This window comes from Aminobacterium colombiense DSM 12261, from assembly GCF_000025885.1.
GTDB classification, from domain to species: domain Bacteria; phylum Synergistota; class Synergistia; order Synergistales; family Aminobacteriaceae; genus Aminobacterium; species Aminobacterium colombiense.
In genome coordinates, this window is record NC_014011.1 from 690,800 (window position 1) to 703,279 (window position 12,480).

14 protein-coding genes are annotated in these 12,480 nt (G+C 46.6%); 6 read left to right on the forward strand and 8 right to left on the reverse strand.

What is annotated here, in order from left to right; all coding sequences use genetic code 11:
- Window positions 1–5 precede the first annotated feature (5 nt).
- From AMICO_RS03385 to AMICO_RS03395, 3 genes are read left to right on the forward strand one after another with little or no spacing between them, the layout of a single operon-like run.
- Window positions 6–1,304 (forward strand): [Fe-Fe] hydrogenase large subunit C-terminal domain-containing protein, encoded by a 1,299-nt coding sequence (locus tag AMICO_RS03385; protein WP_013048075.1) that lies wholly within the window; start codon window positions 6–8, stop codon window positions 1,302–1,304.
- Window positions 1,305–1,326: 22 nt separating this feature from the next.
- Window positions 1,327–1,665 carry a hypothetical protein gene (locus tag AMICO_RS03390; protein ID WP_013048076.1) on the forward strand — a complete coding sequence of 113 codons (339 nt, stop codon included), beginning with the start codon at window positions 1,327–1,329 and terminating at the stop codon, window positions 1,663–1,665.
- Window positions 1,619–2,434, forward strand: coding sequence for a PHP domain-containing protein (locus AMICO_RS03395; protein WP_244392437.1), 816 nt, complete (start codon window positions 1,619–1,621; stop codon window positions 2,432–2,434). The genes AMICO_RS03390 and AMICO_RS03395 overlap by 47 nt, the downstream gene beginning before the upstream one ends.
- Here AMICO_RS03395 and hisIE read toward each other — a convergent pair.
- The 8 genes from hisIE to hisD are packed head-to-tail and all read right to left on the reverse strand — an operon-like array spanning window position 2,431 to window position 8,804.
- Window positions 2,431–3,051: a bifunctional phosphoribosyl-AMP cyclohydrolase/phosphoribosyl-ATP diphosphatase HisIE gene (hisIE, locus tag AMICO_RS03400; protein ID WP_013048078.1), complete on the reverse strand. Its 621-nt coding sequence runs from the start codon at window positions 3,049–3,051 to the stop codon at window positions 2,431–2,433. The genes AMICO_RS03395 and hisIE overlap by 4 nt on opposite strands.
- 3 nt (window positions 3,052–3,054) lie before the next feature.
- A complete protein-coding gene (gene hisF, locus AMICO_RS03405; RefSeq protein WP_013048079.1) occupies window positions 3,055–3,819 on the reverse strand; it encodes an imidazole glycerol phosphate synthase subunit HisF in 765 nt (254 codons plus the stop codon).
- A complete protein-coding gene (locus AMICO_RS03410) occupies window positions 3,813–4,532 on the reverse strand; it encodes a 1-(5-phosphoribosyl)-5-[(5-phosphoribosylamino)methylideneamino]imidazole-4-carboxamide isomerase (RefSeq protein ID WP_013048080.1) in 720 nt (239 codons plus the stop codon). Before AMICO_RS03410 ends, hisF begins: the two co-directional genes overlap by 7 nt.
- Window positions 4,532–5,146, reverse strand: a complete 615-nt coding sequence (gene hisH, locus AMICO_RS03415; protein WP_013048081.1) for an imidazole glycerol phosphate synthase subunit HisH — start codon at window positions 5,144–5,146, stop codon at window positions 4,532–4,534. Before hisH ends, AMICO_RS03410 begins: the two co-directional genes overlap by 1 nt.
- Complete coding sequence (locus tag AMICO_RS03420) at window positions 5,143–5,712, reverse strand: imidazoleglycerol-phosphate dehydratase (RefSeq protein WP_013048082.1); 570 nt, start codon at window positions 5,710–5,712, stop codon at window positions 5,143–5,145. Before AMICO_RS03420 ends, hisH begins: the two co-directional genes overlap by 4 nt.
- On the reverse strand, window positions 5,702–6,352 hold the full coding sequence (hisG, locus tag AMICO_RS03425) for an ATP phosphoribosyltransferase (protein WP_013048083.1): 651 nt from the start codon (window positions 6,350–6,352) through the stop codon (window positions 5,702–5,704). Before hisG ends, AMICO_RS03420 begins: the two co-directional genes overlap by 11 nt.
- Complete coding sequence (locus tag AMICO_RS03430) at window positions 6,346–7,551, reverse strand: ATP phosphoribosyltransferase regulatory subunit (RefSeq protein WP_013048084.1); 1,206 nt, start codon at window positions 7,549–7,551, stop codon at window positions 6,346–6,348. The genes hisG and AMICO_RS03430 overlap by 7 nt, the downstream gene beginning before the upstream one ends.
- On the reverse strand, window positions 7,548–8,804 hold the full coding sequence (gene hisD / locus AMICO_RS03435; RefSeq protein WP_041459326.1) for a histidinol dehydrogenase: 1,257 nt from the start codon (window positions 8,802–8,804) through the stop codon (window positions 7,548–7,550). The genes AMICO_RS03430 and hisD overlap by 4 nt, the downstream gene beginning before the upstream one ends.
- Before the next feature lie 144 nt (window positions 8,805–8,948).
- On the opposite strand from hisD, the gene radA reads away from it, so the two are divergent.
- From radA to AMICO_RS03450, 3 genes are read left to right on the forward strand one after another with little or no spacing between them, the layout of a single operon-like run.
- A complete protein-coding gene (radA, locus tag AMICO_RS03440; RefSeq protein ID WP_013048086.1) occupies window positions 8,949–10,289 on the forward strand; it encodes a DNA repair protein RadA in 1,341 nt (446 codons plus the stop codon).
- Window positions 10,286–11,620: an NfeD family protein gene (locus tag AMICO_RS03445; protein ID WP_013048087.1), complete on the forward strand. Its 1,335-nt coding sequence runs from the start codon at window positions 10,286–10,288 to the stop codon at window positions 11,618–11,620. The genes radA and AMICO_RS03445 overlap by 4 nt, the downstream gene beginning before the upstream one ends.
- Window positions 11,621–11,622: 2 nt before the next feature.
- Window positions 11,623–12,414, forward strand: a complete 792-nt coding sequence (locus AMICO_RS03450) for a slipin family protein (protein ID WP_013048088.1) — start codon at window positions 11,623–11,625, stop codon at window positions 12,412–12,414.
- Window positions 12,415–12,480 lie beyond the last annotated feature (66 nt).

Consider the following 12,480-nt stretch of genomic DNA (forward strand, 5'->3'; position numbering starts at 1 on the left):
AGCTCATGGCTGGAGGGGTAAGAGTACAGGAAGTTCGATGCCGAGGCTGTGCCAATTGTATAAAGACATGTCCCACGGAGGCAATGCGAGTGTTGACTGGATGTGTGCACATTATCTCTGATCTTTGCATAGATTGCGGAGAATGCATTCGTAAATGCAAAGAAAAGGCTATCATACTCAATGAAGATGAATGGGAGCTTCTGAGATCCCAAAAAAAACTTGTTCTCATTGCTGATCCCTGTTTTTATGTTCAGATAGGGTCCTGCGGGTCACCCTTTCTCATGAAAGAAGCTCTTCATGCAACGGAAATGGAGGATATCCTCGACTGTGAAGCATTAGCTTTTGATGTAGCGGCATATGCTATTGCGCGCCTTGTGGAATCAGAAAGACAAGAGCATCTCCCCTTTATCTCTACCTATTGCCCAGCAGTTATTCGTCTGATACAGATAAATTTTCCAGAGCTTATAGGTCGTCTTGTCCCCGTAGAATCCCCACTGGAATCAAGTGTTATTATCTGGCGCCAAGTGACTGGCCGAAAAGATGAACTAACTCTCATTTCGCCATGTCCAGCAAAAACAACCCTCGTTCGAAATCCTGTAGGGCGCGAACTCAGTTCTATAGCCTACTCTGTTTCAATAAGACGGGTAGTTCATGATATTTTGGCGGGAAGCCCTAAAATGTCTGGTGAAGAATCCCATAAGATCAATGATCGATGGATTAAGTGGTCTATTACTGGCGGTGAATCTCGCCATATTTCTTCTTTCGCCCGCCGTCCTCTTCGCACGGTTTCCGTTTCCGGTTTGAGGAATACTATAGACCTCCTGACAGAGCTTGAATTAGGAAGGTTGCGAGGAGTGGATTATGTGGAGTGCAGGGCCTGTGACCTTGGATGTATTGGAGGGGTAGGGACCCATGAATCCCGTTTTTTATCCCGCCTTCGTATTGACGCAATGAAAGTAGATTGGAAAGTGACAGATGAGGAAAAGACTCACATTGAAAAATGGTATAAGAAAGGCGTATGGGAGCTAGAACAGGCCATTCAACCGAAACAGCGTCTCCCACTTTCCAGTGATTTGGGAGAAGCCATGGCGAAGCTTAAGGAAATGAATGCTATTTACGCTGAGTTGCCTCACATTGATTGTGGTTCTTGCGGACGACCTTCCTGTCGAGCCATGGCTGAGGATATTGTGCGAGGCAAAGGAGAAATGACAGACTGCATTTTTAAACTTAGAGACCGGATCCATGATTTGAGCAAGGAGATCTCGGAACTTTCGGGGAAAGTGCCTCATGCCTACGGATCATAGATCATAAAAGGGGGGAAGGAGTGTGAATATTCAGTACATTATTGATAGCCTGGAGCTTGAAGTTGTGTCCCTTGGGCGACCAGAAATAGAGATCAGCGGTGCTCTTGCGGGTGACTTGCTCAGTTTTATTATGGCTTCAGCAAGGGAAAAATGGGTATGGATCACTATTCAGACCCATTTGAACATCGCTGCAGTTGCCGTGCTAAAGGATGTTCCTTTTATTATTATTGCGGGAGGCCGCAGGCCGGCAGAAGATCTTATAGAACGCTGCAAGGAAGAAGATCTGACCCTCGCCAGTTCGTCCCTTTCTGTATATGAAATTTGCGGACGGCTTTATGAAATGGGCCTACGTGCTTTGTGATACGAAGTTGAAGTTAAGGCCTTATTATGTAGACCTTCACATCCATACGGTGCTATCCCCTTGTGGCGAACTTGAAATGGGAGCCCATGATATTGTATCAAAAGCGCGGCAGGAAGGAATTCAGATCATTGCCATTACCGATCATAATTCTGCTCTGAACGTGCCTGCTATTACAAAGGCTGCAGGTGGGAGCCCAGTAGTGATCCCCGGTCTTGAAGTTCAAACGGCAGAAGATATACACATAGTCACCCTTTTCAGAGATTGCCAGGTTGCCTCAGATTATCAGCGGTGGCTGTGGGAGCGTATGCCAGGCCTTAGAAACCGCCCGGAGGTGTTTGGTGATCAATTGGTGATTTCCGAGAAGGACGATATTCTTGACGAAGAGGAAATATTACTTGTCCAGGGGGTGGGATATTCTGTTGATGAAGTAGCCCTCGAAGCGAAGGGAAGGGGAGGCCTTGTGATCCTTGCCCATATTGACAGGCCATCTTTTTCCTATACGGCAGTACTAGGGCCAATCCCTTCCTCCTTTCCCGCCGATGCCCTTGAGATCTCCTGGCGATGTTCCTCAGAAGAAGTCGAGGTTTTCCGAGAGGAATATCCAGAATGGACATTTATCCGTTCCTCGGACTCCCATTGGTTGAGAAGCCTCTGTGTAGAAAACTGTTCGGTCCTTCTTCTGGCGGAACCTACTTTCGATGAAATTGCAAAAGCTATCAGAAAAGAAGATGGCCGATGTGTAATTGGTCCCTGGCCCAATTATTTCTAATGACTGGAATGGCGTTTTTCTAATTCGGCCCAGATTTCCTGCAGAGAAACGCCAGATGAGAGAAGGCCGACCATCAAATGATACACTAGATCTGCTGCCTCATAGATCACTTCATCTCTCTCACCGACAGCAATAGCTAGAGCAGTTTCCACTCCCTCTTCCCCTATTTTTTGTGCTGCCCTTTTGGGGCCCGATTGAATTAAACTGGCAGTGTAGCTTTCTTTGGGGTTATGATGCTGACGTTCTTTCAGATATTTCCAAAGTTGGCCAGGGAATGTTGCCTTCCCGGGCATTTCCTCTGTAAGTGTGCGGAAAAAACATGACACCTCACCTGTATGGCATGCGGGACCTGCTGGCTCGACTACGGCCAGGATAGCATCCCCATCACAATCTAGACGTAATTCCATGACTCTCAATGTATTGCCACTTGTCTCTCCTTTGTGCCAAAGTAACTGTCGGGAACGGCTCCAAAAGACCATTTCTTTTCTTTTTTCTGTTTCCTCAAGGGATTGACGATTTGCATAGGCCACCATAAGGACCTCTCCACTTTCTCCATCTTGCACCACTACGGGAATGAGTCCCTTTTCATCGAAGTTGATGTTGGTGTAATCAATCATGGCTTATGCCTCCAGATAACGTATGGCAATATGCTGCTCTTTCAGCCACTTTTTAAGGTCGGGTATGTCTACAATTCCAAAATGGAAGATGGATGCGGCCAAAGCTCCATCGCAACCAACGTTAAAAGCTTCGAGGATATGTTCTTTCGTACCCGCTCCTCCCGACGCTATTATGGGAACAGGAACCATAGTTGCGACCTGCGAGAGAAGAGGGATGTCGTAACCTATTTTGGTACCGTCACGATCCATGGATGTGAGCAGAATTTCCCCACATCCCAGGTCTACACCCTGACGAATCCATTGAAGAGCATCAATCCCAGTGGGTGTTTGTCCCCCCTCAATATAAACTTCCCAGCGGCCCGGTTTCACCTCTTTTACATCAATAGCAAGAACAATAGCCTGCCGTCCCAGCAGTGCGGCACATTCTTCGATTATTTCGGGATTTTTAACTGCGGCGGTGTTGAGGGCAATCTTGTCTGCTCCAAGGGCAATAATTTCCCGAGCCTGTTCTGCAGAAGAGATGCCTCCGCCTACGGTGAAAGGAATAAAGATACGGTCAGCCACCTCTTTTACCCAGCTTTTCATGGTGCAACGTCTTTCTACAGATGCGGAGATGTCAAGAAAGACAAGCTCGTCGGCCTGTTCCTCCATGTAACGCAATGCCATTTCTGCGGGGTTGCCTGTATCTTTAAGATTTACAAAATTTATTCCAGTTACAACCCGTCCGTTTTTTACATCGAGACAGGGAATAATTCTTTTTGTTAACATGACATCACCCTCTTCAATGCTTCGCACAGATTAAAATCTTTTTCATACAACACTTTTCCAAGCACTGCTCCAGCAATGTTTAAAGCCCGGAGGTCTTCCAGTTCTTTTATTGAAGATATGCCCCCCGCTGCAATAATAGAAAAACCTGGGAATTCCAGTGATAGTTTGGAGTAGAGGGAAAGATCCGGTCCCAACCCTGTTCCGTCTCTATTTACAGATGTAACAAGGACAGTCCTGTAACCAGCTGAATATAAAAAAGAAAGATAGGCCAGGGGAGAGGAGGAAGAAGTGCAAGTCCACCCTTTGACAGCTACTTTGCCATCTTTAATATCAACAGCTGGAATGATCCTGTCTCCCCATAAAGAGAAAAGTTCGGGGGCAATTTCTCTATTTTCTGCGAGGAGACTGCCTACATATAGACGATTGGCACCCGCTCTAAAACCTTCTTCCACATTTTGAAGAGACCGCAGGCCTCCTCCGTATTGAACCATAAGGCCAAGGTTCTTTAAGGGTTCGATCACTTGAAGGTGGGCCGGATGCCCTGCTTGCGCTCCTTCCAGATCAATAATGTGGACCCATGAACTGCCAGCTCTGAGGAAAGCCTTTGCTGCTGTTATGGGAGCAAGAGCGTAGTCAGTACGCTGATTGAAGTCGCCCTGTTTTAAGCGGACGATTTTCCCTTTATAGAGATCGATAGCCGGATAAAGGATCATTATGAATGCCTCCGTAAAAGATCAATAGCGCCTTTAAGTATGGAGAGTCCCGCTGAGCCACTTCTCTCTGGGTGAAACTGAAAGGCGGCGACAGAATCACGAAGACATATGGCAGAAACCTCCCGTTCTTCTACTCTTGCAATAGCTACGGTATCATTAGTTTGAGGGAGGCCGTAGCTATGTACGAAATAAAAGTAGTCATTACTATGACAACTTTTTTCAAGGCCCTGGGCAGAACGGATCCATTCTAGAGAGTTCCACCCCATGTGGGGATATTTTTGAGTTCCAAGATGCCGGATAACCCCTTCTAAAAAGCCTAATCCCTTGCGATATCCGCCTTCTTCCCCTCCTTCACAGAGGAGATGCAGCCCGAGGCATATTCCGAGCAGAGGATGCCCCTTTTCAACCCATTGAGAAAGAAAGAAGGGCCAGCCTTCTTTCTCCAGAGCACTCATGGCAGGAGCGAAGGCGCCTACTCCCGGGAGTATTAAAAGATCTATGCTGTTATTGATCTGATCAGGGCAACGAAGGATTGTGGATCGCTCATTATGAAAAGATAGGGCTCGTTGGACATTTCCTACATTTCCAGCTCCATAATCAATAATGCCGATCATGTAAGAACCCCTTTCGTAGACTGAAGTTCTTCTTCTGAAGCAAGAGCTTGTTTCATGGCTCGCCCAATGCCTTTAAAAAGAGCTTCCGCTCCGTGATGGCTGTTATCCACTGCAAGGAGGCGGCCATGAATCGTTATATGGCTTTCTCTGCAAAAAGCCCGCCAGAACTCAGGAATTAATTCCAGGTCAAATGTACCGCATGAAGAAGAAAGAAAACAGCCATCCCAGACAAACTGTCCTCGACCACTTATATCTACAGCTACGAGAGCAAGGGAACCGTCCATGGGCATGGCACACCAGCCGTAACGGGCAAGGGGTCGGCTTTCCAGTTCTTTTAAAAATGCCCGACCTATAAGAATCCCAAGATCCTCAGTAAGGTGGTGGGCATCTACTTCAATATCGCCGGAAGCGGTGATCTTCACCGAAATGCCGCTATGAAAGAAAAAAAGATCAAGCATGTGGCAAAGGAAGCCGCAAGGGATATCTAGGTGGCGTTCTTTCCCTGGAATAGAAAGTTGTAAACTGATAGATGTTTCAGTGCTTTCCCTGCTAAGTTCAGTGGACATCTTTTACCACACCTTTCTGTCGTCCTATCCTTTGAAGAAGCTCCGACATTTGGGGCCATCTCAGAGAAGTGCTTTGTCGACTGGCTACAAGACGGAGAGAAACCTTTGCAACTTCCTGTAGTACTACAAGCTTGTTTGCCTGAAGAGTAGTTCCTGTCTGCACAATATCGAGGATGCAATGGGCCATTCCTAGGGCAGGAGCCAGCTCTATAGACCCGTGGAGGTGGATTATCTCTACTTGAACGCCAAGGGAAGAAAAATATATATCAGCGATACGTGGGTATTTTGTAGCTATTTTTAGCCACATAAGTTCAGATGGGTGCCCTGTAAAGATGGAGCGGAGTTCCTCTGGTCCAGCCACCACAATTCGGCACTTCCCACGTTCTGTGTCTGCAAGTTCCACCAGATCGATGGCACTTTCCTGAAGAACGTCATTTCCCACAAGAGCCAGATCCGCAACGCCATAACTTACATATAAGGGTACGTCAGTTGGCTTTGCAAGAATATAGCGGTAATTATTTTCCTGCACCACGAGCCTACGGCCCGCTTTTCGCAGCTCGGCCGTAGGTAATCCCATGTTATCACACAGATCTATGGCTTCTTTCATAACTCGACCGGTGGGGAGGGCAAGAGTTAACACGTATACTCCTCCCTAATCCATTGGGAAAGAGCCATGATCTTTTCGGTTTCCAGGTGCGTTACTGTTTCTTTTTCCAAATCGACCCACCATTGGCATCCTCTCATCCGGGCTGACTCATAGGATTGATCCCTGTTCTTATTCCAGCTCATTTCTCCGTCAAAGCCAACAGACAATATGGTCCATGCACGTTTCAGAGCTTCATCAGGGGAGAGGCTTGCACTCCAGATCATAACACGTCTGGGCTCTGCAGGGGGAATAGAGAGCGCAGCCGTCTCTTCCAGATTCACAGCAAATCCAATAGCTTGTCCTTCTAGATCATAACTATTCAGCAGACCATCATATCGTCCTCCTCCCCCTATTTCCTGCCCTTGAGGGCTTGAATAAAGGCGAAAGACTGGTCCGCTATAATAATTGAGTTCGCGGGCAAGGCTCAGATCTACACATAGGCGTTTCTCATAGCCAAGGCCAGAAAGGGCCTTTAGAATATTATGAAGAGGCATAAGATGTTCTGAAGATCCTAGGAGCATATTCGCTTCGTCAAGAACCTTTATTCCACCTTTCAGATCGGGAAGGCGCTCTAGTATGTTGCGGCTATATTCTGGAATATCGGCAGTTGCTAAAATGGAGCGATATCCAGATAAATTGCCTCCCAGCAAACAGCTTGAAAGCCCTTTTGATGCTGCGGATCCAACATGAGCCATGGCATAATTTAAAAAGGTAACATCCCCAATTACAAGAATGCTTTTGTCAAGGCCTATTTCATCAAGCCAACGCAGCAAGAGCCAGAGTATTTCTGTGTCTGCTCCCTCCCCTTCCCATCCTAGCAATTCAGCTCCTACCTGAAAGTTTTCTATTCGGTTTTCATGCTTTTCAGCCCGTTTAAAGACCCTATCAGCGTAACATAAACGTAGGGGTCTTTGTTCGGGAGCATAGTGAGACGCAAGAAAGGCTACTGCGGCCAGGGTAATATCAGCTCTGAGGCAGGATGGTTCCCCATAAGGTGTGGTAAGCGCTATAAGACGCCGTCTATAATTTTCAGGAAGATGAGGCCACGCTGACTCTAGGAGCTGTAACGCTGATGGCCAGAAAGGATGGTAGCCAAAGGAAGAAAAAAGTTTCATGAAGTGTGTTCTGCTGCGGTCCATAGATGTGGCCAACGCCCCCCCTACATTCATACATCCTCTGGGTAGACGGTTCATGAAAGATTCCTCCTAAGGGCCATGGCAAGACTATGAGCCTTAAGTCCTTCCATTTGTGCAAGATTTATCCCGTCTTCCGCTAAAGAAGCAGCTCCCTTGCTGTCAATACAAAGAGATGTAAGAGGGCGAAGGAATGTGCCGGTCCATAGCCCTCCGGCAAAACGGGCCCGTCGATTAGTAGGCAGGGTGTGATTTGTCCCTCCTATATAGTCTCCAAAGGGTACGGGTGTTGTACTGCCAATAAATGCGGCGCCGTAAGCCATACATTTATCCAGAACTTTTTCAGGTGCTCTTACGCAGAGTTGTAGATGTTCTGGCGCGCGTACATTGCTTTCGTTTATGGCTTCTTCAAGGGAGCATATTGCCAGAGTGCCATTGACTTCCCATGCTCGCCTGATTGTCTCAGCAGTTTCCAGAGTTTCCAAAAGGATACTCAGTTCATTGCTGGTCTGAGCTGCTATTTTTTCATCAGTACAAAGCAATGTGCTTGCAGCCATGGGATCATGCTCTGATTGGGCCGCTATATCAGCAGCCAGCCAGGCAGGATTGGCACTGTCATCGGCAATAATAAGAACTTCACTTGGGCCAGCAAGCCCGTCAATTCCAACTTCCCCGAAAAGAATGCGTTTGGCCTCTGTGACGTACGCATTTCCAGGGCCCACAATCATGTCTACCTTTCTAATGGGGCCGGCGCCCATGGCCATGGCAGCGATACCATGAGCTCCTCCAAGGGTCCATACTTCTGAAACCCCAAGAAGAGAAGCCGTAGCAGCGATGACAGAAGCAATCTTTCCTTCTTTAGTAGGAGGGGAAAGAAGGACTATTTCAGAGACACCAGCTTCCTGAGCCGGGACTACGCCCATAATAGCTGTGCTTGGCAATGGGTAGCGTCCCGCAGGAACGTAAACAGCAGTTCGCTCTACAGGTAAAAAACGAAGTCCAGCGGTTACACCCTCTTCAATAGAGCAGAAAAAAGGTTCAAACATTTTTTTCTGGCGCTGATGGAATGTCCTCACATTGCAAATAGCTCTTTTGAGTGCCTTTACTGTGGTTAGCGAAAGTTGTTGCAGTGCCTCATCCATCTCATTCTGAGAGACTCGAAATGCACCCTTATAGCTGTCGATGGCAAGTGCGTATTCTTCTACTGCTTTCCAGCCTTCTTCACGGATACGATTGACAATGAGAGAAACAGTTGTGTTCACATAATCAGAAATGCTTTTCTGAGAAGAGCATGCTTTTTTTAGGAATTGCATCATTGCCATCCTTTACTATGATAAATTATTAGAGCGATATCAAGTTTAGTTGGCATGATATCATGATATTTTAGAAGTGTAAAGTATCGACATGAAAATAGAATAAGGATACAATTTAGGCACATTATGAAAGGAATATGAGCTATGGCTAAAAAGAACATGGTACGCTACGTATGCTCAAACTGCGGAAACATAAGCCTAACATGGAATGGGCGCTGTTCTGCCTGTGATATGTGGGGAACCTATGAGAAAGAAGAAATAGACGAATCAGGCTGCGAGAAGCCCCGTTCTTCAGATTTGATGGCTGTTAATATTATTGACGTAAGGCCTCCGCAACGTTTTACATCCGGGATTCCAGAGCTTGACCGTGTTCTTGGTGGCGGCTGGGTATCTGGAGGGGTAGTGCTTCTCGGAGGCCAGCCTGGCATTGGGAAGTCAACGCTTCTTTTGCAGGTATGCGGAGCAATGGCAGCGCGAGGAGAACGGGTACTTTACATCTCAGGGGAAGAATCGGCTTCTCAGGTAGCCTTGAGAGCTAGACGTCTCTTAGCTCTTCATAATAACCTTGATCTTTTTTGTGACACAGACCTCGACGGGGCACTAAGTCATGTGGAAGGTCATGGATTTGTTGTTCTCGATAGTGTTCAGGCCATGAGGTCATCCCTGGAAGATGGCTGGCCGGGCACGCCGTCTCAAGTTCGAGCAGTGGCTCAGCAATGTATTGATAGCGCCAAAAAGACTGGGATACCCTTTGTAGTGGTTGGCCATATTACAAAGGAAGGACGCATAGCAGGCCCCATGCTTTTAGAACATATGGTCGATGCAGTTTTACTTTTTTCTGGAGAAGACACGTCAGCGTACAGAATGATCAGGGGAACTAAGAATCGGTATGGCAATACTGATGAGCTTGGTATCTTTGAAATGACGGAAAAAGGGCTTATTGCTGTGGAGGATCCAAGTGGCCTCTATTGGAATAAGGCGGATGTAAGTGTGCCAGGGGTAGCGGTAACAGTCGTAATGGAAGGATCTATTCCTCTCATGGCTGAAATTCAGGCCCTTGCCAGCGCTACGACTTTTCCCTATCCCAAGCGAACGTCTCGTGGTATTGATGTTAATAAGGTTCATCTTCTCACTGCTGTGCTAGAAAAGAGAGCAAAGACAACGTGTAACATGTTTGATATCTATTTGAATGTGGCGGGGGGCCTTGTCGTAAAAGACCCTGGTGCGGATTTGGCTCTTGCTGTTGCGCTTGCTTCTTCTGTTCACGAGTGTTCTCTGCCTTCAGACTGTTGTTTTTTAGGAGAAGTTGGATTGGCTGGAGAGATTCGCCCGGTAGGGCGTATTGGGACTCGTCTTAGAGAAGCAGCGCGCCTGGGATTTAGAAAAGCTATTGTAAGTCATCAGCAGAAAGGGGATTTCCCGAAAGAGATACGTATCTGTCGGGCAGTGAACATTCGAGATGCCCTACAGGAGGTGATGCCATGAAGGTTAAAAACCTGTCTGTTCTGATAATATGTTTAAGTGTTTTTGCCCTTTTTTCACAAGCGGCTTTTGCTGCTACTAATGTTATTGTTACCCCCTTGCAGGGGAGTGTGGGCATTACCATGGAAGAATATATGAAGCGTGTTGTTGAAGAAGCTTACCAAAACAAGGCAGGTCTTGTTGTGTTTACTATGGACACCCCGGGAGGCCTTGTTACATCTATGCGGGCAATGACATCGTTTTTACTCGATGCCCCTCTTCCAGTGGTCATGTGGGTTGCACCAGAAGGGGCCAGGGCGGCGTCAGCAGGGGCTTTTCTATTGCAGGCTGCCCATGTGGCCGTAATGGCGCCAGGGACGAACGTAGGGGCTGCACACCCAGTTGTCGCGTCAGGAAAAGATGTGCCCGATGAAGAGATGAAACGTAAGATTACGAATGATCTAGCGGCCCATATGCGTTCGCTTGCCCAGGTTCGAGGCCGGAACGCAGAAGTTGTTGAAAAAATGGTTACCGAAAGTTTATCTCTTACCGCTTATGAGGCCCATAAAGAAAAAGTCGTTGATTTCTTGGCTGCAGATATTGACGAGCTGTTAGAGAATCTTGAGGGGTGGAAAGTTGATGTGCGCGGGGATAAACGAGCCCTCTCACTCAAATCGTATCAGGTTATCAATGTGGAAATGACGCCAAGGGAACGAATGCTGCAGCTTTTATCTGATCCTAACGTGGCATATCTTTTGTTGACCGCCGGTATTTTTGCAATAGTTCTGGAAGTCCTTTCTCCTGGAGGATTTATTCTTGGGACTGCTGGTGCTGTAATGGTCCTGATGGGGGCCTATGGGCTCAGAATGCTTCCTTTTAATTGGGCTGGCTTGATACTGCTTTTAGCTGGCATTGTTGTTATTATTGTCGACCTGCTTGTAGGTGGTATAGGCATACTGAGCCTTTTTGGCATGGCAGCTCTTGTCACTGGTGGGCTGATTCTTTTCCGCGCTCCGGGAGGTGAGCTTTTGAGTGTTTCTAAAAGCGTTATTATCGGAATGACTGTCGCTTTTTCTCTCTTCTTTATTATAGCCGTCGTTTTTATATGGAAATCTATGAAACGACAGGTTTACTCAGGACAGGAAGGATTGATCGGATATAAGGCAGAAGTTCTAGAAACCCTTCAACCGGAAGGGCTCGTCAAATGTCATGGTGAACTGTGGAAGGCCAGAACAGAATCTGGAGAGACCTTACCTGAGGGTTCGCCTGTACGGGTTGTGCGTGTGGAAGGATTGGTCCTTTACGTAGAGAAAGAAGATAGGGAAAATGCTCTTAAAGAAGGAGGGAGTATATAATTATGTTGGATGGACTTTTGTATTTCTTGTTTAATTTGGGAAGTTCCTTTGGGTTTGTTATCATTCTGATCTTGATCCTTATGTCTGCTATCAAGATCGTTCCTGAATATCAGAGAATTGTGGTATTTCGTTTAGGTCGTCTTATAGGGGCAAAGGGGCCCGGTCTTGTGATCGTTATTCCTGTGGTTGATCGTGTTATCCGCGTGGATCTTCGAATTGTAACCCTTGATGTTCCCGTCCAGGAGGTCATAACAAAGGATAATGTGCCGATCAAAGTGAATGCTGTAGTTTATTTTAGAGTTATGGATCCTGCTAATTCAGTAATTGAAGTAGAAAATTATATGTTGGCAACGAGCCAGCTTTCTCAGACGACACTGCGCTCTGTTATCGGAGGAGCAGAATTAGATGAAGTTCTCTCTTCACGAGAAAAGATCAATAGCGAACTTCAGAAAATTATTGATGAAAGAACTGATTCATGGGGAATCAAGGTCAGTGCCGTTGAAGTTAAAGAGCTTGAACTTCCTGAAGGGATGAAACGTGCTATGGCTAAACAGGCAGAGGCAGAACGGGAACGGCGGGCAAAAATAATTAATGCCGAGGGAGAACTGCAGGCAGCCAAGACACTGAGCGATGCGGCAAAGCAAATGGAGGTTTCTCCTGTTACATTACAACTTCGATATTTACAAACATTAAAAGAAATTGCGAGTGAAAAGAATTCCACCACATTTTTCCCTCTGCCAATGGATATTATCAAGCCCTTTATTAAGCGCTTTGAAAAAGAGGAAAAAGAATAGGATACTTTGCACATATAACATATGAGGGATATAATTCCCTGATATGACTTCAGAGGTATCTGGTGC